The sequence below is a fragment of the Paenibacillus sp. KS-LC4 genome, from assembly GCF_036894955.1.
GTDB lineage: Bacteria > Bacillota > Bacilli > Paenibacillales > Paenibacillaceae > Pristimantibacillus.
The window spans coordinates 5768658-5790506 of the sequence record NZ_CP145905.1 but is presented as its reverse complement, the minus strand read 5'-3'; the positions used below and the strand labels follow the sequence as shown (position 1 = coordinate 5790506).

The 21849-nt window shown below is 45.2% G+C and carries 13 protein-coding genes; 12 read left to right on the top strand and 1 reads right to left on the bottom strand.

The genetic code is table 11. From position 1 onward, the window contains the following. Positions 1-18: 18 nt before the first annotated feature. Together V5J77_RS24530 and V5J77_RS24525 are read left to right on the top strand one after the other, a co-directional pair. On the top strand, positions 19-864 hold the full coding sequence (locus tag V5J77_RS24530) for a flagellar hook-basal body protein (RefSeq protein ID WP_338553408.1): 846 nt from the start codon (positions 19-21) through the stop codon (positions 862-864). Positions 865-881: 17 nt separating this feature from the next. Further along, a complete protein-coding gene (locus V5J77_RS24525; RefSeq protein ID WP_338553407.1) occupies positions 882-1184 on the top strand; it encodes a DNA-directed RNA polymerase subunit beta in 303 nt (100 codons plus the stop codon). Between the two features lie 177 nt (positions 1185-1361). Here the strand turns inward: V5J77_RS24525 and V5J77_RS24520 are convergent, their stop codons facing one another. Next, a complete protein-coding gene (locus tag V5J77_RS24520) occupies positions 1362-3563 on the bottom strand; it encodes a bacterial surface protein (RefSeq protein WP_338553406.1) in 2202 nt (733 codons plus the stop codon). Between the two features lie 438 nt (positions 3564-4001). Here V5J77_RS24520 and fabZ point away from each other — a divergent pair, with 438 nt between their 5' ends. The 10 genes from fabZ to V5J77_RS24470 all read left to right on the top strand — a co-directional run bounded on the left by fabZ (position 4002) and on the right by V5J77_RS24470 (position 21822). Then, entirely contained in the window at positions 4002-4433 is a 432-nt protein-coding gene (fabZ, locus tag V5J77_RS24515; RefSeq protein WP_338553405.1) for a 3-hydroxyacyl-ACP dehydratase FabZ, read from the top strand. A gap of 32 nt (positions 4434-4465) precedes the next feature. Next, the gene (locus V5J77_RS24510) at positions 4466-6175 is read left to right on the top strand and encodes a phospho-sugar mutase (protein ID WP_338553404.1); all 1710 of its coding nucleotides are present in this window, start codon (positions 4466-4468) and stop codon (positions 6173-6175) included. A gap of 86 nt (positions 6176-6261) precedes the next feature. Then, on the top strand, positions 6262-8412 hold the full coding sequence (locus V5J77_RS24505) for a DUF5693 family protein (RefSeq protein WP_338553403.1): 2151 nt from the start codon (positions 6262-6264) through the stop codon (positions 8410-8412). Continuing rightward, positions 8376-9575, top strand: a complete 1200-nt coding sequence (csaB, locus tag V5J77_RS24500; protein ID WP_338553402.1) for a polysaccharide pyruvyl transferase CsaB — start codon at positions 8376-8378, stop codon at positions 9573-9575. The genes V5J77_RS24505 and csaB overlap by 37 nt, the downstream gene beginning before the upstream one ends. A gap of 58 nt (positions 9576-9633) precedes the next feature. Then, positions 9634-10344, top strand: coding sequence for a WecB/TagA/CpsF family glycosyltransferase (locus V5J77_RS24495; protein WP_338557051.1), 711 nt, complete (start codon positions 9634-9636; stop codon positions 10342-10344). Positions 10345-10447: 103 nt separating this feature from the next. Continuing rightward, positions 10448-11590, top strand: a complete 1143-nt coding sequence (locus V5J77_RS24490; protein WP_338553401.1) for an MraY family glycosyltransferase — start codon at positions 10448-10450, stop codon at positions 11588-11590. 360 nt (positions 11591-11950) lie between these two features. Next, entirely contained in the window at positions 11951-15613 is a 3663-nt protein-coding gene (locus V5J77_RS24485; RefSeq protein ID WP_338553400.1) for an S-layer homology domain-containing protein, read from the top strand. Between the two features lie 534 nt (positions 15614-16147). Next, the gene (locus tag V5J77_RS24480; protein ID WP_338553399.1) at positions 16148-18874 is read left to right on the top strand and encodes an S-layer homology domain-containing protein; all 2727 of its coding nucleotides are present in this window, start codon (positions 16148-16150) and stop codon (positions 18872-18874) included. Between the two features lie 193 nt (positions 18875-19067). Beyond that, positions 19068-21212 carry a hypothetical protein gene (locus V5J77_RS24475; protein WP_338553398.1) on the top strand — a complete coding sequence of 715 codons (2145 nt, stop codon included), beginning with the start codon at positions 19068-19070 and terminating at the stop codon, positions 21210-21212. Positions 21213-21306: 94 nt separating this feature from the next. Continuing rightward, positions 21307-21822 (top strand): hypothetical protein, encoded by a 516-nt coding sequence (locus V5J77_RS24470; protein WP_338553397.1) that lies wholly within the window; start codon positions 21307-21309, stop codon positions 21820-21822. Positions 21823-21849: the final 27 nt, after the last annotated feature.

The window sequence follows — 21849 nt, the reverse complement described above, 5'->3', positions numbered from 1 at the left end:
ACGTGAAGGAGGCAGACGATGAACGGCTCAATGATTAATGCAGTAGTCTCGATGAGTGGACTCCAACAGAAGCTTGATATGATCGCTGATAATATCGCCAACGTGAATACAGTAGGTTATAAGCGGAAGGAAGCAACGTTTGAGGATTTGTTGACGAATGTCAGCAAGCAGCCAAATGATTTTAAACAGCCAGGTCGTATGACGCCGCTTGATTTCAACCAAGGCTGGGGCTCCCAGTTGACGATGATTAAGCCAAATTTAGAGCAAGGAACGATTGCCAAAACAGGCAAGGAGACGGACTTTGCGATTGAAGGAAATGCATTGTTTGAGGTCATTGTGAACGCTAATGGCGACCGCGCCTATACGCGCAACGGTGCGTTTCAGTTGACGGTTAATGCAAACGGTGATAACATTTTGGCAACGGCTGAAGGCTATCCTATCGTTTCGACAGTGGTGACCCAGCCAGGCAATGTAGTAGTTGAGCAGCCGATAACTGTTCCAGATGGCTATAAGCTGGTTATCGGTGCTAATGGCAGCGCACAAGGTGTTGCTGCTGACGGTACGACTATTAATTTAGGCACAATTAAATTGATGCAAGCAACCCGGCCTTCTGCTCTTACTCAGCTGGATGACAATTTGTTCTCCGTAGCTGAAGGACTGAATGTGGGTGATGTAATCCAAGGGGTTACTCCTGACGCGGATAATGCGATCGCGCTGCGCCAAGGCTCTCTTGAGCAATCCAATGTGGATATGAGCAGCGAGATGACTGAGCTGATTAATGTCCAACGTGCTTACCAGCTGGTAGCTAGGGCATTAACATCAAGCGATTCGATGATGGGATTGGCGAACGGCTTGCGCAGATAGATAGGGTGATGGTGGTAATGAGTACGACGAATGAACGAGCTGATTTTGCAGATGGCAGTCTGGAAGATGAACAATCAGAACAGACCAGCAGCTCGCGCAGGAAGGGGCAGGGCTCCACTCCAGAGAAGAAGAAACGGCCCCTGGTACTGAGAATCATATTATGGATTTTGCTCCGCAGCATAGTGCCTTGCATCATGGTCATTATGCTGATTGCCGGCCTCTACATCGGCTACACGGTGCTGGGCAAGCAATCGGGGGATGACGTGTTCGAGTGGTCAACCTGGCAGCATGTCTATGATCTTGTATTCTCGGATTCGTAGTTCGCACCGTATGAATGGTTGAAAGCGGTATTCGCAGCTTGTTGCGGATGCCGTTTTTTTGCGTCGTCAGCAGGTTGGGAAAATCAGCATGCGAAAAAACACCGATCCGTTTGTTAATAAAACAATACGGACGGTGTTCTTTTTTTAAATATATGCATTGATAAATGTTATCCTTGCTTATTTTACAGTTACACGCATGGATACTGTCTTTCCGTCAAAGGTAGCTTTAATAGTAGCTGAACCTTTGCTCAAAGCAATAATTTTGCCATTCGATACAGTGGCTACGCTCGCTTTGTTTGTTACCCAAGCTGCGCTCGTTGTTACGTCTACTGGATTGCCAGTCGTATAGTTGGCCTGAAGCTTAAGCGAATAAGAGGTGCCTGGGCTTAGTTTAAGCGACTTATCCGACAAGGTCAAAGATTTAAGCTTAGGCGATACAGTAATCGGAATTTCCAGCGTTTTTCCTTGATAAGAGCCAGTCAATTTACCGCTGCCTACTGCCAGCGCTTTAACGGTGCTTCCAGTAACAGTGGCCAGAGTGCTGGAAGAAACAGTCCAGTTCATTTTAGAGCTCAAAACGACCTTCTTGCCGCTCACATAGTAGCCTGTTACCTTTACCGACTTGCTCTTGCCTGGGAAAAGCTCCAGACGGGATGGTTCTGCTTCGAGCTTCTCGATTTCTTCTTCAACATAAGCTTTTACGGTAGTCGTTTTAGTTAAATAGGTTGCCGTCAACGTCACTTTAGAGGATTCAATCCCTTTTACCTTGCCATTAACGACAATCGCATTGTCCGAGGACGCTTTCCACGTTGCTTTTGATGAAACATCCTCTTCCGATCCATCCTGATTCACAACGGTAATCGTAGGCAACGCCGAATCTTTGCCGATTACTACGCTAAGCTCTTTTGTGCTTGGGACAAGCTTCACAGGCGTAAGGTGCACATTTAGCTCGAATGTCGTTTTCAGTCCATTGAGCTCAGCTGTTATAATCGTTTTGCCGACAGCTCCTGCTGTCCATTTGCCATCTTTAATAGTAGCAATTTTTTCGTTGGCAACGGTCCATGTTACGATTTTGGAAACATCTGCTGTATCCCCTCCGAAGGTAGTGCCGCTGACCTTAGGCAGCGTCTCGCTTTTCTCAGGGAAGGTGTCGATAGATTCTTTATCTATTGTCAGCTCATTGACGCTTGGGAAAACGGTAATGTCGATGCTGCGGCTGATGCCTTTAATGGATGCAGTTACTTTAGTTGTTCCAACTGCCTTAGGTGTAACAAGGCCATTCGTTACTGTTGCGACCAGCAAATTGGAGGACGTCCATTCCGCTTGCGTAGTAACGTTCTCGTCATTGCCGGAAAGCTCCTGAACTTCAGCCGTAATTTGCAAGCCAGGGCTGTTTAGCATCATTTGATATTCCTTGGCTGGCGACAGCTTGATTGATTGGTAGGGTGTGCGAACGACAACATCAATAGTCGAGCTTACTCCCAAATAAGTTGCGGTAATTTTAGTTTGACCAGTTGCAACTGGAGTTACAACACCATCCTTGACGGTTGCAACAGCAGCGCTGCTAGTTGTCCAAGTTGCTTTCGCCGTTACGGTTTCTGTCGATCCGCTAGTAGTTGTAGCTATGGCATCGATCTTCTGATCATCGCTGCCCATATCAATTTCAAGTATTGTCTTTGGCGACAAAGCCAGTGATGTATAAGGGGAAGTTACGACGAGCTTTACAGTGTCGGACTTTCCTTTGTATTTTGCTGTAATCGTTGTTGTCCCTGCGCCTACAAGCGTAACTGTGCCGTCATCAACTGTAGCGACAGAGGAGTTGGAGGATGTCCATGTTGCGTTAGTAGTAATGTTCTCATTAGATGAGCCGCTTTTAATACCGCTTAGTGTAAACACTTGCTCTGCTCCAAGATTTACATCGTAGCTTTCTGCGGCGTTGCTGCCGTTTTTCAAAATTTGTACAGAATCATATACGTAATTGGATGTAACTTTAATATTTTCGGTGTATCCGCCATAAGTAGCGCTAATCGTAGCCGTTCCTTTTCCTACAGCCGTCAGGACGCCCTTGTCCACTTTGACGTAGGAGGTGTTGGACGACTTCCAAGTAGCGGAGGCGCTAACGTCCTTCTTGGTAGAAGAGCTTGAAGTGGCAGCCAGCAAGGAAACAATAACGGCATCATCCTCAATGAATACTTCCAATGATGAAGTGCTGTTATTGTAATCCCAAGAATCATAGCTTAGTTCAATGCTTGTTACAGTTTCGTCTGCAGCACTTGCGATGCCGCTGAATGTGGTAGCGATGAGCATGACAGATAGAACGGCGGCGAGCCATCTCCTGATTTCTCTGAGCGACTGGTTTCCGTTTACACTTAAATTCACTACATCCTATCCCTTCGTCTATAGAATAAAAAACTCTCTAGTCTATATAACGGCTTACATATAGAGGAAATGAATAAAGATGTCGTATTTTGTTTGAAAAAAATCATTAGTTGCCGTATTTGTACCTGCAAGTCCCAAGTTTAGCCATACATGGGCCGTGGCAGTTTTATTTTTGATACGGTAGTTGTATAATGGTTTGGAGTCTTAATGCCGCGCCCGTCAAGGGGGAGAATGCCTATCATTCTTTACTTGCGTGCCGCGAAGGAGTCCAGCGGGATTAGCGGTAAAATGAAAGAAGCTTGGCCGCAGACGCTTCGGGTCCGCATAGCCAAGCTCTCTATCTCAACCTTCACAAACTGCAGCTTCATGAAGGATATCTATAGTGTCAGTAAAAATTGTGTTTTTTATACCCTCGATAACAAGGAAGGAGCTTTTTTCATGCTCGATATTACTCAAATTCAGGAAATTATCCCCCATCGCCCGCCATTTCTGCTCATAGACCGTATTTTGGAGGTAGAGCCGGGTGTCAGAGCGGTTGGCCTTAAAAATGTAACGATGAACGAACCTTATTTTGTAGGACATTTTCCAGGCTATCCGGTTATGCCTGGCGTGCTTATCGTTGAGGCGCTGGCCCAAGTCGGCACTGTAGCGATGCTTATGCTGGAGGTTAATAAAGGCAAATTAGGCTTTTTTGCAGGTATTGATGGCTTTCGGTTCCGCGGTCAGGTAAAGCCTGGCGATACACTTACCCTTGAGGTTGTCATAACCAGATTAAAAGGGAGCATCGGCAAAGGACGAGCTACTGCAAAAGTTGGAGACCAAGTTGTTGCTGAAGGCGAGCTTATGTTTGCTCTGTCAGACCCAGCCTAAAGTTTCATTATATATAAAGGAGAGATGGCTATATGAGTCAAAATGAAGTGGCAATTCAGCGTTACAAGGCATGGTTAAACGATCCATTGATTGATGAGGCGACGAAAGAGGAGCTTCGCAGCATCGCGGGCGATGAGAAGGAGATTACAGACCGTTTCTACCGCGATCTGGAATTCGGAACGGGCGGTCTGCGCGGAGTTATGGGCGCTGGCACGAATCGTCTTAATGCTTATACTGTCGGCAAAGCGACACAGGGGCTGGCGAACTGGCTGCTGGGTCATGCTGCGGGCGATGCTCCCTCAATGGTTATCGCTCACGACTCGCGCAACAATTCACCGGAATTTGCGCTCGATTCAGCGCTTGTGCTGGCGGCTAACGGCGTGAAAACGTATTTGTTCAAGTCGTTGCGCGCAACGCCACAGCTGTCGTATGCGGTGCGCTCGCTTAAAGCTTCGAGCGGTATTGTCATTACGGCGAGTCACAACCCGCCAGAATATAATGGCTATAAGGCGTATGGCGCTGACGGCTGTCAGCTCATTCCTGAGGATGCGGAGCAGGTTATTGCGTCCATTCAGCAGGTGACGGGTTTTGATCAGGTGAAGCGTCTGAGCCGTGAAGAAGCAGAGGAGCAAGGCTTGCTCGTATGGCTGGGCGAGGATGCTGACGAATCCTACATTAATACGGTGGTTGGGCAAAGCTTGAATGCAGAGCTTATTCGCAGCGGCGTAGGCGAGCAGTTCAGCGTAGTATTCACTCCGCTTCATGGAACAGGCAATATGCCCGTTCGCAAGGTGCTTGCGAAAGTCGGATTCAGCAATGTACATATTGTCGCTGAACAGGAGCAACCGGATGGCTACTTCAGCACTGTGAAATCTCCTAACCCGGAGGAACGCGAGGCGTTTACGCTGGCAATCAAGCTGGCGCAGCAGGTAAATGCCGATATTATTATCGGAACTGATCCAGATGCCGACCGTATGGGCGCCGTTGTAAAAAATAATAACGGTGAATATGTTGTGCTGACAGGCAATCAATCAGGTGCTTTGATGGTGAATTATGTGCTCGACCAGCTCAAGGAGCGTGGACAATTGCCGGATAACGGCGTTGTGATTAAAACCATTGTTACGAGCGAGATGGGTGCGGATATTGCTCGTTCTTACGGCGTAGCTGTTGAAAACACGCTTACTGGCTTTAAATATATCGGCGAGAAAATGACCAGCTATGAAAAAACAGGCGAGCGCTCCTTCCTTTTCGGCTATGAGGAAAGCTATGGTTATTTGACTGGAACTTACGCGAGGGATAAGGATGCTATCGTAGCGGCTATGCTGATTTGTGAAGCGGCAGCATATTATAGAAGCTTAGGTAAGACACTATATGATGTATTGCTTGAGCTGTATGAGAAGCACGGCGTTTATTTGGAAGGTTTGGAGTCGCGGACACTGAAGGGTCTTGACGGCGTGCAAAAAATTGCTGGCATTATGGACAGCTGGCGCAATCAGCCGCCCGTTGATATTAACGGCGTGAAGGTAGAGCAGGTGCTTGATTATAAGCTGGGTCTGGATGGTCTCCGCCCGGAAAACGTGCTGAAATATATGCTGGCTGATGGCTCATGGTTCTGTCTTCGTCCATCGGGTACTGAGCCGAAGATTAAAGTTTATTTTGCAGTTCGCGGTGAATCGACCTCGCAAGCTGAAGCAGCGTTGAATGCTTTGCGTCAGGCGGTTATGGCAAGAGTAGACGGATAGGAATATGAGGCTTCAACCGTGGACAGGTGCTCGGTAATAGAGCGTTAGGAAGCGGAATGAAAAGGATAGATGAACGGAGGATTTTCGTGCTTCAAAACTGGCTGCAATGGAATCGCAGAGCCAAGCAGTGGCTCTGGATCATTACGCTGATTGGCGTAATGGCGGCACTTCCTATTGGTTATAATCGAATGAATACAGAGTCAACGTCTAAGCAAGTGGAGTATGTGTTTGATTATCGTGACTTGATCGAAATTGCGGAATATTCGGCGAAGCCGCAGGATTTTCTGGCACAGCATCTCATTTTTATGAAAGAAGCCGGCGTATCGACCATGGCCGTCTATGAAAGCTCGCTTCGCGAGCTGATGCAGGCGGGCAGATTGACCTACTATAACTCCAAGGATGCAGCTATGCTTCAAGGCAAGCTGGAGACGCCGGGACAAAATTTCACTTATATTTTGTATACGGGAGCTGTTGAGAAGGAGCAGATTGGGCCGATTATTCGAGCGGCATTTGACCGGATTGGCGTCGTTTATCGGGACTGGTCGTTCGATGGACGCGATGGTCTTGTGGTGGAGCTGCCGCTGCAAAATTCACTGCTTCAACCGCTTGGTTTTGATCCGATGTCTCTGGAAAGGATTAAAGCGGCAGGCTTCAATGTTCTTCCTCGTTTGACTGACCGGGTGCTTCCGTACTCACAGTCAGAAGCAGAGGCTACTCTTGCTCAGTTGAAAAATTACGGCGTTACACGGATTTTGTTCGACGGCGATAAGGTAAAAGGCTACACCGATAATGCCGAGGACAAGAGCTTGCGCGCATTTGCGGAGCTGCTTAACAAATATCAAATCGGTGTAACGACTATCGAGAATTTGAAAAAAGAGCAGTCGGGCATGACTACACTCGCCTACCTGACGGATTATAACATTGTACGTCTTTATTCGTTGTCTCCTACAGATGCGATGAAAATGAAGCCGGAAGATATTGCAGATCGCTTCCTGCTCGCGGCGAAGGATCGCAACATTCGGATGTTTTTCCTAAATGGTGCCCCAACGTCGAGCCAGGATAAATCAGCTGTTATTAATCCACTGGATAACCTCTACCTGTCTCTTAAAGGGGAGGATGGCAACAAAGGCACGATTCAGCGTTTGGCGGATGCCGGATTTGCTCCGGGTATAGCGAAGCCATTTGATCGGGAATATCCGTCATGGGTTAAAATGCTGAAAGGAATCGTGGTTATTGGCGCGATTGCCTTAATTGCACTTTTAATCAATGCTTTTCTGCCAGGGACGCTTATCGCGGTATTCCTGCTCGGTATAATCGGAAGCGGCGGCTTATATGTGCTTAGCAGCTCTGTGCTGGAGCAGGCGCTTGCGCTTGGAGCCGGGATTAGTGCGCCGACGCTTGCGCTCATCTGGGTCATGAACCGGATTTATTCCAGAACCGAAGGAAACCAGCGTTTTGTTGGCGGGGCAGATTGGACGTTCCGCAGCAAAGATAAAGGAAAGGGCGTAGTTATTCCGCTGAGCAGCGCCGGTGATGCTGGCGGCAAGTGGGTATTCGAGGGCTTGCCGGCGAGCCGCCGTCTGGGACTCGCTTTCAGCTGGTTTATTGTAGTAGCGCTCATGTCACTTATTGCAGTCCCTTATGTGTTCGGCTTGCTGAACAATATTACGTATATGCTTGTGCTTCAGCAATTCCGCGGCGTAAGCCTGCTGCATCTTGCGCCGATTGGGCTCGTTGCGATCTATGTAGTGTTTTATACAGGACATGCTCCTATCGCCCGCATTCGCAAAATGCTGTCTACGCCGATTAATGTGCTAATGGTTATCGTTGGTTTAATTGTTTTAGCGGCGGGTATGTATTATTTATCACGTACAGGTAATGAGGGACAGACGCTACCATTTGAGCGTCCTTTCCGCGAATGGCTGGAAGGCACGTTTGGCGTTCGTCCGCGAAATAAAGAGTTTTTGCTGGCACATCCATTGCTGCTGGTGGGATTGTTCGCCGCGCTGCGTTATCGCGCAGCATGGCTGTTCGTTATTATTGGCTCTATTGGCCAGCTTTCAATGGTCGATACATTTGCGCATATCCATACGCCGCTGCATATTTCCATCATCCGCGTATTCCTTGGCCTTGGCCTCGGCGCGGCAGTTGGGTTTATACTCATCGGAGTGTGGAAGCTTCTGGAAGGAGTTTGGTCTAAATGGTCGCCAGCTCTCAAACGCATATTCGCCGAATAGCGATTTCTGGCTATTACGGCTGTCACAATAGCGGCGACGAGGCGGTGCTGCGCTCGATTTTGCTGGCGCTTGCCGAGCAGAGCAAGGCTCATGGGCTTGAGGTGCAGCCAGTCGTGCTGTCGGGCGACCCGGCCTGGACGAAGGCGATGTACGGCGTAGAGGCCGTGCATCGGATGCGCCCCGCGGATGTGTGGGGCGCGCTGCGCAGCTGCGATGGGCTGATCAGCGGCGGCGGAAGCCTGCTGCAGGATGCTACAGGCACGAAGACGATTCCGTATTATACCGGAATCGTGAAGCTTGCCCAATTGCTGGGCAAGCCGACGTTCATTTATTCGCAGGGCATCGGGCCGGTGAACCGCCGATGGATGGACCCGATGATCCGCCATATTATGCGGCGGAGCGCGTATGTTTCAGTGCGGGACGAGCAATCCGCCGCTTTGCTGGGGCGGATGGGCGTGCCGCATGACCGGATCGAGGTTGTACCCGATCCGGTTATGGGCTTGCCGCTGCCGCTAGGCGCAGCGGCGGCCGGGGCGCCAGGCGGCGGGGCAACCGCGGCGGCTGCGCCTAGCGGTGCGGGGACCGCGCAGGCCGGCAGCGAAGCGATGCCGGTCGTCGGCGTGTCCCTGCGCCGCTGGCGCGAAGACGGCGCGGATCTTGCGCGCGCCGTCGATGCGCTAATCGCGCTGACGCGCCGCCGCCCAGTGCGGCTGCGGTTTCTCCCGTTCCATACCCCAGATGATGTGGAAACATCGAAGCAGGTCATGGAACGATTGCAAGGGAGGCTCGCCAGCGGAAGCATCGCTGAGCTGGCGTCGCCGGGCGACGACCCGCAGCAAATGCTGCTGGAAGTGAGTCATTGCGCTCTATTATTCGGGATGCGTCTGCATGCATTAATTTATGCGGCAAACCAGATGGTGCCCATGCTTGGTTTATCCTATGATCCCAAAATTGATCAATTTCTGAAAAGAATCCATTTGCAGCCGATTGGCTCAACGGAGCTGCTCGATGCAGAAGCTTTCGCCGATGAGGCGGAGCGGATGCTTGAAAATGGCGACAGCTGGCGCAGATCTCATCAGGAAGCGATTTCGAAGTTGAAGCAACAAGCGCAGCAGCCTGCTGAGCAAATTATGAAGCTGCTGCTCCATCCCATATCGAGGTGATATTCGTTTGTCGAACCATGTTCCAACCGTATCTATTTACGGCATACCCTTCTCTAAAATGACAATGGATGAGACGGTCAGCTATTTAGTGAAAGCAATTGAGGAGAAGCGTCAAACGCATGTCATTACAGCTAATCCGATTATGGTGATGTCTGCTCTGGAGAGTGCTGATTACTACCGAATGATGACAAAGGCGGAGCTTATCGTTCCTGATGGCGCAGGCGTAGTATGGGCGGCTAATTATGTAGGTACGCCTGTTGCCGAGCGGGTTGCCGGCTTTGACCTGATGCATCGTTTAATGCGCGAAGGCGAACAGCGCAAATGGACGGCTTATTTGCTCGGAACATCTCAGGAGGTGATTGAAGCAGCAGCCGAAAAGCTGCAGCTTCAATATCCGCAGGTGCGAATCGTAGGATATCGCAACGGATTTTTTGGTCCCGATCAGGATCAGGAGGTTGTGGAGGAGATTCGCCGGGCAGCGCCGCACATATTGCTCGTTGCCAGAGGAGCAGAGACGCAGGAGCCTTGGATTGCGAAATATAAGCAACAGCTTGGCGTCCCCTATATAATGGGCGTTGGCGGCAGCTTCGATATTATTGCAGGAAAGCTGAAGCGTGCGCCGATGATTTTTCAAAAGCTGCGTTTAGAGTGGTTTTACCGCTTGCTTCAAGAGCCAAAAAGGCTGCCAAGAATGCTCGTTTTGCCGAAATTCGTTGTGAAAGTGATGCGCGACAAAGAAAACGTAACAAAACCTGGGCCATTATCGTAAAAACTCGTGAAAACCGTTGAAATTGAATGAAAACGGGATTGGAGTTTCTTTTTCGATCGGAGTATAATTCACTTCGGTAGAAACAAAAGGGGAGCTGCATTACATGCCAGAAGGCTTATTGTATTCGATTGGTTTTATTCTTGCTCTGACGTTAGCGCTAGTCATGACACCGCTTGTTAAAAAATTCGCTTTTTTCGTCGGTGCGATTGATAAGCCGAATCACCGGAAGGTTCATACCCGCATTATGCCACGCATGGGTGGTCTGGCAATTTATGCTGCATTTGTCGCAGGATTTTTATTGCTGTTCCCGTTCATTCCTGATGGAATGCTGACAGATGCAAATATGAATATGATTAAAGCGCTGCTTGTAGGCGGCACGATTATTATTTTGATTGGCGCTTTGGATGATCGGTTGGAGCTGTCTGCCAAAGTGAAGCTGCTGGGACAGCTCGTCGCGGCAAGCGTTGTCGTATTTGGCTTTGGTATCAAAATTGATTTAGTTAACATTCCGTTCGGTGAGGCTATGCAACCAATTGCTGGTTGGATCGCTGTTCCGATTACGATTCTCTGGATTGTCGGCGTAACCAATGCGATTAATTTAATTGATGGCCTGGATGGGCTCGCGGCGGGTGTTTCAGGTATTGCGATCTCTACCATATTGATTATGGCGATCGTAATGGGCAATATCCCTATTATTCTGCTCAGCAGCCTGCTGCTCGGCGGCATTGTCGGATTTTTATTTTTCAACTTTCATCCTGCAAAAATCTTTATGGGCGATTCGGGCTCGCTGTTCCTTGGATTCAGCCTAGCTACGTTGTCCATGATCGGCTTTAAGCAGGTAACCATTGTTTCGTTCGTTACGCCATTGCTCATTATTGGTGTTCCGCTTTCGGATACCTTTTTTGCAATCGTTCGCCGCTGGGTGAACAAGCGTCCGATTTTCGCACCGGATAAAGGACACCTGCATCATTGCTTGCAGGAGCTTGGCTTTAGCCATCGTCGTACGGTGCTGATTATTTGGGGTGTGGCGGCAATATTTGGAGGTTTTGCGATTTTGCAGTCTACTGTTATACAATCAACCGCAGCCAACTGGGTTACGTTCGCCGTTATTTGCTTGCTGATGTTTGGCCTGCAAATTGGCGCCGAGCTTATTGGGATCGTTGACAAAACGCGCCGACCGGTTATTAATCTCTTTAATCGGCTGCTGCTGCGAACAAAGGTAGATGCGCAATCGCGTTCGAAATAAATTAGGATTTCTGCTATTATTTTATATTAGACTTTAATAATGAAGCTCCACAGCCTTTGCAATGGCTGTGGAGCTTTTTTGCGTAACTTTCCCAAATAGACTAAAAATCTAGGCTGTAATAACCGATAACTACAGTACGGAACTTTTCTTGGGTCTTTGCGTCTAATTGTAACGACTAATGACAAACATTCGCTCAAGAGGGAGAAGGAGGAAAGTTTATAGAGTAGAGAACGATAAGCTCTTCTGTGCGATATCAACGTTTATTTATACAGCAAGTTCATAAATCATTTTTATGAAGAGTAGGTACTGGTCATCAGGGTGCTTATTCAAAAGCAATGCATATAAGGGGGAACCAGTGCGATGAGAAAGTGGAAACAAATGCTAAGCTTATTTTTATCAATTGCCTTGATTGTAACGTTGGCTCCGCTCCAACCAGCGAAGGCTGCGTCGATCTATTTTCAGTTTACTGATTTTAGTACAGTAGAGGCAAGCCCAACTATTGTTAATACGAGTACAGTTGATTTGCGAGGCTCTTTCAGTGATGTATCGGCTAACTCGATTACCTTCAAAGTAGAGCGTCTCGTTAATGGCGCTGTAGTTGCTTCTTCTAATGGAGCACTTACTCCGTCAATTGTAGGCAATACCTTTTTGTTTGCAGGAGTACAGCTCTATGAGGGCTTGAACAGGATTACAGTAACAGGTATGAGTAGCAGTATTACAGGTAACGGTGGGACAGTGGAGGGCGTAAGTTACGTCAGCTATGGCAATGTTCCGGTTATCTCCAGCATTGCTCTTGCTGATGGGACTGTTCTTCAGGAGGGACAACCTAAAATTGTCACCGCTGCCCGTCCGTCACTTCTTGTCAAAGCCGCTAATGCGACTGAAGTTTTAATTAACGGTACGGCTATGTTTAATGGTGGCGCAGGCACATTCGTTACTTCCGATCTGGAGCTGCAGCTTGGACTGAATAAGCTAACGATTGTTTCTCGTAATGGAGACAAAAGCTATACGTTGAATCGCGAATTAGTATATTTTAGGGCCAATACCCCAGCTGCTTATAATGTGTTTGCCAATACTACGCAGTTGGATGGGGATCCTATCATTTCACCAATTTCCAATCAAACGATTACTGGTAAAGTTTTATTCTCAACACCAGCTGCTGCAACCGCAGCTCCTACAATTACTTTGGAGCTTTTCGATGACACAGGAACCGTTGTAAGCACTCATGCAACTACAGTAACTTCAGGTACATCAAATACTGATTATACAGAATTCAACTTTACTTCAGATACTACTTTAACGGCGGCAATTAGCGGTAAATACCAACTGCGTGTTAAAAGCTCGGCATACAGTGGTCAGCAGGCTAATTTTCCGGTGAACTTTACAGTTAGAACAGCAACAGCGCCTTATATTACAGGACTTAAGCAAGTGTATGATGCCGTTCCATCAGGAACGACTGTAGGCTATACATCAAGTGGAATCTTTTCTAATAATGCTGCAGTAACACAGCTTCCGTTATATGTAGCTATTGATACATCTAACTTTAGCTTGGCCGGCGGGTCGACAACACTGACTGCGAAATTGAATGGCAATGCGATTTCGGGATCTTCGTTTAGCTCTACAGCATTTACTGGACCGAACTCCGAGCGTGTGTATCGAATTGATAATATGCCTCAAGGGGAAATTGAACTAACCTTTACTATTATTAAAGGCGCTGAGAAGGACGTTGTTACTAGAACGTTTAATTTTAATCCGATTTCCTCCATTCAGGTGACCAATACCTATAATGGTGCGGTATATTACGGAAATGGTTTAGCAACCTTAAATGGTAAACTGTTGAATTTTAACTTAACGACGGATATTTCTTCTATTACATTTAAGCTGAATGGAACAGATGTAGCGCTCAATGCAGCTATGTTCAGTGGTTCTGAATTTACGATTCCATTAACAAATGCTGATACAAGTTCAAAGCTTGTATTTGGTAGCAATGAGTTGGTGTTAAGTGGACGGGCCAATGGAGTTTATGTAACTAATACGCTTCTAATTTACCGTTTCTCCGACCAACAGCCGGGAGTAACGAAGCTTATTCCTGTTCCATATGCAATCGATCCTACAACGGACTCAACCAATAGTCGTTATCAGAGTGACATTGATAATAAGTTTATACCCGGCGACACAGCGGATACCTTCACAACTACCGAGAAAAAGGTGGATTTGCTCTTTACTGTAACGAAGCTGGCTAATTTGATTATTTCCGTAGATGGACAGACATTTACGACAGCATCTGTGGATGGTAGCAATAATATAGTTTTCCCAACGCTTAACAATAATTTATATTTAGAGCCAGTGGGAACAGATTCGGCTAATAAACAATATCGTTTGCGTCTTTACAACATTGCATTGCCGGCAACCGGAACTAAAAGCATTACGGTTACCTCGCAAGTAGGTACAGAAAGCGTCAGTCAGACAGTCACGATTACAAGAGAACGTCCAACTTATGAGCTTTTATCACCTAAACTGCCGCAGGAGGCTGTTATTAATCAGAACTTCTTGAATGTAAGTATTCGCGCAGAAGGTGCTGACAGCATCGTAATCGGTAAAGCAGAAATGAATAAAAGCATTACTGATGATATCTTCCGTTATGAACTAACGGGTCTTAAAGCAGGTGTTAATAAGGTTAAATTTACTGTTCTTCGGGGGACACAGAAGATTAATGGTGAATTTTCCGTAAACTACGCTGCCGATAATTCGTCCGGGGCACAGTACAAAACGTCGATTACCAAAGCAGGTAAAGCAACGGCTTTCAAAGGGGAGTTGACGGTTAACTTTCCTAAAAATACGTTCTTACGCCCAGCTAATGTTAGCCCAGGGCAAGATGTAACAACGATCGATATGTTTGATTCCCAGCAAATTTTATTCTCCATCGCTGATCGCGCAGATGGCAGAACGACAAAATTATATAATGCAGTCGGGGAGTATACGACAGGATCTGATCCAACAGCAAAAGATGGGACCTTTACAGCTATTGGTTATGATGACTATGGCGCAGCTGTGTTAAGACCTTCCGCACATTTTGGTTACGCTTCTAAACTATTCTGGATTGATCCAGGCTATGTAGAAGGCTCAAAGGGTACGGACTATACTTTTGTGGCGGGTCAGCAACCATATGCATCAGGGAATGTATTCCATACAAGACCGTTGACACGTTGGCTGGAAACTACTAATCAGGGTACTATTACATTGAAATATGATTCAGGTATTATAAATACGGCAGCAAACACATTAAGTATTTGGCGTTATTACAATGGTCAATGGAGCAATATGGGCGGTAAAGTAAATACAGGAAGCAAAACCATTACCGCACCAATTGATGGATTTGGTTATTATGTCGTTATGCAGCTGCGCTATAGCTTTACAGATGTTATCGGGCATTCTTATGCTCGAAACTCAATGGAGCTTATGTTTGCAAGAGGAGTAATGGCATCGACGAGCAGTAATGAATTTGGAGTTTATGATAATATTACCAGGGGTGAATTTGCTCAACTTCTCGTGAAAATGTTCCAAATTCCATTGGATTATAATCCAAACGATATGACCTTTGATGATGTAATACCAGTGATTGGAATAAGTCGTTTGTGGGATTATCGCTATATTGAAACGGCAGTAAGAAAAGGCATTATTCGAGGTAAAGGTCCGCGTCAGTTCCTGCCGAATGAAGCTCTGACAAGAGAGGAAGCCGCAGTTATGATCGCTCGTGCTGCTAATCTTCTTAAGGATGGCAAGGACGATCAAACTAAAGATCGAGCAACGCTGCAAAAACAGTTTACGGATGCCAACTCTATTGATGGGTATGCATTAAGCTCGGTTATTGCAGTCGTGAAATCCAAATTTTTAGAGGGGTTACCTAACACGACCACTGGGACAGCTAAAGCGACCTATCGCTTTGATCCTAAGGCTAATCTTAAACGCGGTGATGCTTCTATCATTGCTGAGCGTGTTATGAGAAAGAACAAACTTCTATAAAATTCAGTAGTAATGGTGCAGGGAAGGGTTCGCTTCTGGCTGATCCTTCCTGTTCATTAAAGAAATGAGTAAGATTATCCATGGAAAATCTTTTGCATCGACGTAAGGCGTCCAGCCAAGCTATACTGAACAAGTAATAAAACATAGAAGTGAATTAAGAACTAGAGCGACCGTTTTCTTGAAGATCGCATGCAGTTGTTTCGAAGCTACATAGCGAGGGTAAAACTTTTTTGAAATTATTTTTAAGATGAGCGCAACTTTTCTGAGACCTGTGCGTCTAAATAAGTGGTGTTACATCAATCGGCAAAAATCACTCTTAAGACTTGCCTAATATCAGAGTTAGTTGGAATGAATTCTCAACTTTCTCTTTACGATAAGGGTATGCCATTGTATAATGTTATAGTGGTATAAGGGTCTAGCAATTTTCTGCGTGTTTACGAGTTTCTGCGACATGTTATTACATAGGGTTAAACATGGCGACAGACATTATTTATACTTAATACTGCTCAACTCTGGGAAGGGGGTGACACACACATGAGGGAAACGAGCAATTCATTTTCTAAACAAAACTCTCAACAACCGAAGCAATTTAGAGGAGGAGAAAAAAAGGTTATGAAGAAAAGTTTATTGGCATCCGTGCTATCTCTCTCCCTTGGTATGTCTCTGGCAGTTCCAGCATTCGCTGCAACTCCTACTGACGTAGCAGGCGTGAAAGAACAAAGTGCAATTGAGGAGCTTGTAGCTCTTGGAATTATCAATGGTTATACTGACGGTACATTCAAACCAGGCAACAGCATCACTCGTGCTGAGCTTGCTAAAATTATCGTTATCGCAACAGGTAGCGAGCAAGCTGCTACTGCTCTGCAAAACGTTAAATCCCAATTCTCAGACGTTAAAACTAACGAATGGTACACTGGTTACATCAACGTAGCAACTGGCAAAGGTTTGCTGCTTGGTGACAAAGGTACTAAAAACTTCCGCCCGAACGCTAACATCAAGTTCGAAGAAGTTGCTGCAATCGTGGTTCGTGCTCTTGGTTACCAAGACTCCAACCTGACTGGCTCGTGGCCTTATAACGTCACTTTGAAAGCTGAAGAAGTTGGCGTATTCAAGAAAGTTGATCTAGCTCTTGGTACTGCAGCAACACGTGGTGTTGTAGCACAACAAATTAGCAACGCACTGGGTACTGACCTGGTACAATGGATCGCTGATTCCAAAGTTTACAGCAGCACTGGCAAAAAGTTGATCTCCCGTCTGGGAACAACAACTGAAGAAGTTGTTACTTCTGCGGTTCTTGATGACAATGGTCGCCTTTCGTTGAACGGTCTTTCCAAAACTTTGGCGCCTAACTTCATCATCACTGGCGGAGTGAAACTGGTTGATCTGCTTGCTCACAATGTAACAGTTTTGGCTGATACTGATGGTCGTATTCGCGCTATCACTGACAACCAAAATGAAAACAACGTAGTAACTGGTACACTGAATGCTGATTTCAATAACGCTCCACAAGTTGAAGTTAAAAACGGTACTGCTGTTACTAAATACAACACTGTAGGTAACTCGGTTTACTACTTCAACAGTGATTCTGTTGCAGGTACTGACTCGAACCTGAAAAAAGACGCTGATGTGTCTGTTTACCTGTACGATAACAATTCCACTAACGTTAGCGCTGGTGTAGTTGGTAAAGTACGCGCAGTAGTTGTTTCTAAAGCTAACGGCGCTGACAAGTTGCTTGATTCTTATGTTGCTGCAACTGCATCTGCTAAAGCTCGTATCCTTACACAAGATAACCTTTCTGTATCGCTTAACGACTCCACTTCTATCGTTCTGAACGGTGAAGCTAAAGCTGCAACTGATCTTGCTAAAAACGATGTTCTTGACATTGTTTACAACAAAGACAGAGTAGCGGTTAAAGTTGTTGCGACTCGTAATGTTGTTGAAGGTAAAGTAACTCTTGTAAGTACATCTGTTGATGGTACATTCGTGTACACTATTGATGGCAAAACTTACACAAGTGTAAAAGGTGCTAACGCTAACCTTACTGGTTCGAAAGAAGTTACTAAAGATGGTACTTTCAAACTGTTCTTGAACAAAGACGGTAAAGTTGCTGGTGCTGAATTGTTGAGCGGTGGAAGCTCCGATGCTAAATACGGTGTTATCCTGAACGCTGAAAACAAAGTGTCCCCATCGGGCGCATTTGGTGACAACAAAGACGTATTCAAGTACTACTCGATTAAAGACAACAAAAACTATGAAGTTAGCTTGAATGAACTTACTTGGATTGGTGGAACTGATGTCAACAAAGCTGTTCAAACAACAATTCGTTTGGGCGATGCTGTAGATGCTTCTCCATTTACTGGTGCTACAACTGCATTTGACAACAGTGCAGCTGCATTCGTTACTTGGACTTTGAAAAACTCCGATGCAAGCATCAATGGTATTAAAGAAATTACACCATTGACTCAAGTATGGGAAGTTAAAGAGAAGAAAGATACTACTCTTAAAGTTACAAACACTACTACTAGCGCATCAGTTACTTTTGAAATCAATGCTAACACTGTAGTTCTTGATGCTAGCACTTACGACAAAGCAACTGCTGGTGATCGTAAAGTTGAAACAAGTACTCTTGCAAACCTTGCAGTTGGTAACAGAGTAACTGTCATCCCTGATGGTACTTCTACTTTTGCTAAGTATGTCCTGATCACTAAAAAATCGGCTACTGATGCTAAAGAAACTAAGTACGGTTTGTATGTTGGCGCTGCTAAAACTGGTGACGACTACTCGATCACTATCAACGTAAAAGGTACAGAGGAAACTCTTGCTTTGACTGGTACTGAAGGTGCTGCTATCTACAACTCGATCGTAACTAGCGTATCTGCTGGTAACTCGACTTACAACAAAGATTCCAGAACTTTGATTGAAGTTAAAGACTCTGTAATTGCTGGCGCTGCTGGTAACCTTGCAGAAGCTAGCACTGCTTATGACACAGTTAATGTGTATGCAGCTACTAACGCTTTGACTAATGTAAACAACACTGATTCGACTGTAACTGTTAACGGCGTAGTATACTATGTTAACAGCTCGACTGCAATCTATGTTTACGACGAAGCAAATGATACTCTTGTAACTGATGGTATCTTTGCTGATGTAACTGCTCACCTTGGTGAAGCAACTAGCAAATACGGTATCGCTATCGTTGGCGATGCAAGCTATGGCAACTTCACACTTGCTAAAGCAATCGTAGTTGTTAAAAAGAAATAATATTTCTTTAACCCAAAGAAGTCGATGAGATATCTCATCGACTTCTTTTTTTGCGTTCACACTTGATTCATAAAAGTTTGTTATACTTAAAGTAGAAAAAAATGTTCCGAAGGGGTGAATTGCTCGGCATTGCAGCGAAACTTTTTGTTGGGTATGAACGTCTATATAAAAAAAGATGTGGAGTGATATTTTAATGCAGACGGTTTTTTCAGCAAGCTCGAAATTGAAATGGCGTTTTTATGTAGGCATGTTGTTAGTAGTGGCTCTGCTATTCCCTACGTTGCCCGCTATGAGTGAGGCGGCCTCTACGGCAAGCAGTATTAAACCTGTGTACATAAATAGCAATTCGTATGTAAAGCTCGATAGCGCGGATATACTGTCGACTAGCAAAGGAAAAACAGCCAGCTTCACGATCACGTTTTATAACGGAGGAAGCAAAGCGATTAATCTGCAAGACTATTGGTTCCGTTTGGCTTCTACTAGCGGTACTAAATATACGTTGTATATGCTGGATAGTGATAAGACGAAAAAAACCGTTCAAGCCAATTCGAATGTTACTTTGACTTTTTATAGCGAGCTGCCATCAAGCATGACTTTGCCTAAGCTCATTTTTAAAGTGGTGAAGTTTGATTTCAGTGTGGCCGGTTACGAGAAGACATTGGGACAATTTAAGTTTCCAGCAGACTATTCTACGGATGTTAAAGCAGGCGGCTACAGCTCTGTAAAGTTGAATAGTACTCCTGTAAATATTAGAATTAGCAAATCGACGATGTCGACGAGCACAGATAATAACACGGTTAATATTGAGCTTGCCATGCGAAATACTAGCAGCTCGGAGCTTTCGATTGCCAATCTGCAATTTTTGGCTCAGTCCGCAGCTGGTGGAATGTACAAGATGAAAGTCACTTCGACTACTTCAGGTACTGCGGATGCTATCGTCTTGCGTCCGAAAATTCTGGAAACGATTAAATTAAGCATCACTCTTCCTAAATCTGTTTCTACAAAAGGGCAAAAGCTTGTTATTACACAAGGTATTAGCTCTGGAACTGGAGAAGGAGCATCTAGTTTATCTCTGCCCGTTTCTAAAATAGGGTATAATTTAAAAACAGCGAATACAGCAACATCAACTAGCTATGAATATATTAAAGATGATTACACTTATAAAATGAACGTTGCTTCTATTCAAAGAAATACTTGGGGCGGTGAAGACAGCCTGATCGGAAAGCTTGTTATTACAAATACAAGCTCCAAAACAGCTCCAATTCCAGCAATTGAGGGTTCATTGTATCTTGGGGATAAAGCGGCTGTGAAAACAACCATTATTCCATTTACTAACCCTGTAGCTATTCCAGCTAAGAGCTCTATAACGATCTATTATACGGGTACAGTTCCTACAACTACTTCGTTAACTGATCTTAAGCTCAAGCTTTTTGAGAAGTCTGGTGAATCACAAACAGAATTGGCTGCATTGAAAACACCTGCGGCTATCGTACCAAAATCAATTGCAATTGGCAGTGAAAATAATGTTAATGATATTGGAGAAAACTTCGCAGTAAATGTAATGAAGACACAATTACTCGAAGGCAATTCGAACAATCTGTATGCTGTATATTTAGATGTTACAAATAAACAATCCCGCGCAATTGCAACTTCCAAGCTTGTCGGTTTTCTGAAAACAGCTGATGGAGACAAATACGATATTAAATTGTTGAAAACAAGCAATTTGATCAATCCTGGCAAGAAGGAACAAATTATTGTTACTACAGAAGTGCCGAAGCAGCTTGATTTAACAGGCGCATCGGTTGTGCTGGGTAGTGCTTTTAATGCACAAGGTATTGTTAAAAAAGATGATGCTGAAATTTCAGGCTTTGTAAATCCAGTGAGCTATGCATTGCCACAGTATAGCCAGACGATAACATCCGAATTTAACAAGGTTCAAGTTGGTCCTTATACGATTAATATGGATAACATTATTACTTATTTGACTGATGATAAAATTGATGTTGATTTCTCTGGTCAAGTAACGAAGGATCTTAGCTATGAAGGCTTTAGCGCTAAGAAGTTCACTTTTGCTATCGAGGACCAATCTACTAATATTTCCATGATTAATGCTCCATTTGAACTCGAAGGTGCAGGTGGCACTGCAGGTCAATATGTTTGGAAAGTTGGCAACAACTATACGAACATTGTCCAAAGCGTCACAGATAAGCTAGTTGCCAAAACCATTCAGCTCAATATTTATGAGGAGATTAATGGTTACAAAACAAAGCTGGTATCCAAAAATATTAAGTGGTCGGCATACCTGAACTGGGCTGACCCAAAAAATAAGGAATTTTAATTTCATAATAGCTAATTAAAATATTGTAGTTAATTTTTAAGAAATCAGGTATCTTAATAGGATACCTGATTTTTTTCTGAGAGGAGTAATAGAGTTGAAGAAAAAAGCAATGAAAGTGGCTATTGGTGCAGCACTCCTATTGATAGGTTTCGGTATTGGTATCCTCAATCCAAAAGCTATCGAAGCAGATGGCGTATCAACAACTCCAGGCTCTATCGACGATCCTGTTATTACCAAAAGTTATTTAGATGAGCAGCTTGCTAAAGTTTCTGGTGGCAGCAGCTCGGGGAGTGGCTCTAGTGGCTCCTCGAACGCTTCCAGTGCTCAGGCCTCACTGCAAGTCGTAAATGTACCTAGCGGCAAAGTGCTGCTTGGTGAGGAAGGTACAGAGATCATTCTTCGTGTGGGCAAGGCAGTAGCCTACAGCTCAGATAGCAGTGGAATTGTGGATATAACGGATGGCAAGGATCTGGTTAAAGGGAAATCCATTACTAACAATCATCTTTTACTGATGCCTCGCTCAGGCAGGGGCGTTACGGCCGCGACAGGCTACACTAAATCGTTGACCGTATTGGTTCGAGGCGGATATAAACTGCAATCCGTTAACTGAGTTAGTATAATTTGTACAAGTTGACAT

What these genes read in the sequence shown, in the direction of transcription:
- V5J77_RS24530 (WP_338553408.1), top strand. Translation starts at nt 19, where the DNA reads ATGAACGGCTCAATGATTAATGCAGTAGTCTCGATGAGTGGACTCCAA.
- V5J77_RS24525 (WP_338553407.1), top strand. Translation starts at nt 882, where the DNA reads ATGAGTACGACGAATGAACGAGCTGATTTTGCAGATGGCAGTCTGGAA.
- fabZ (WP_338553405.1), top strand. Translation starts at nt 4,002, where the DNA reads ATGCTCGATATTACTCAAATTCAGGAAATTATCCCCCATCGCCCGCCA.
- V5J77_RS24510 (WP_338553404.1), top strand. Translation starts at nt 4,466, where the DNA reads ATGAGTCAAAATGAAGTGGCAATTCAGCGTTACAAGGCATGGTTAAAC.
- csaB (WP_338553402.1), top strand. Translation starts at nt 8,376, where the DNA reads ATGGTCGCCAGCTCTCAAACGCATATTCGCCGAATAGCGATTTCTGGC.
- V5J77_RS24495 (WP_338557051.1), top strand. Translation starts at nt 9,634, where the DNA reads ATGACAATGGATGAGACGGTCAGCTATTTAGTGAAAGCAATTGAGGAG.
- V5J77_RS24490 (WP_338553401.1), top strand. Translation starts at nt 10,448, where the DNA reads ATGCCAGAAGGCTTATTGTATTCGATTGGTTTTATTCTTGCTCTGACG.
- V5J77_RS24485 (WP_338553400.1), top strand. Translation starts at nt 11,951, where the DNA reads ATGAGAAAGTGGAAACAAATGCTAAGCTTATTTTTATCAATTGCCTTG.
- V5J77_RS24480 (WP_338553399.1), top strand. Translation starts at nt 16,148, where the DNA reads ATGAGGGAAACGAGCAATTCATTTTCTAAACAAAACTCTCAACAACCG.
- V5J77_RS24475 (WP_338553398.1), top strand. Translation starts at nt 19,068, where the DNA reads ATGCAGACGGTTTTTTCAGCAAGCTCGAAATTGAAATGGCGTTTTTAT.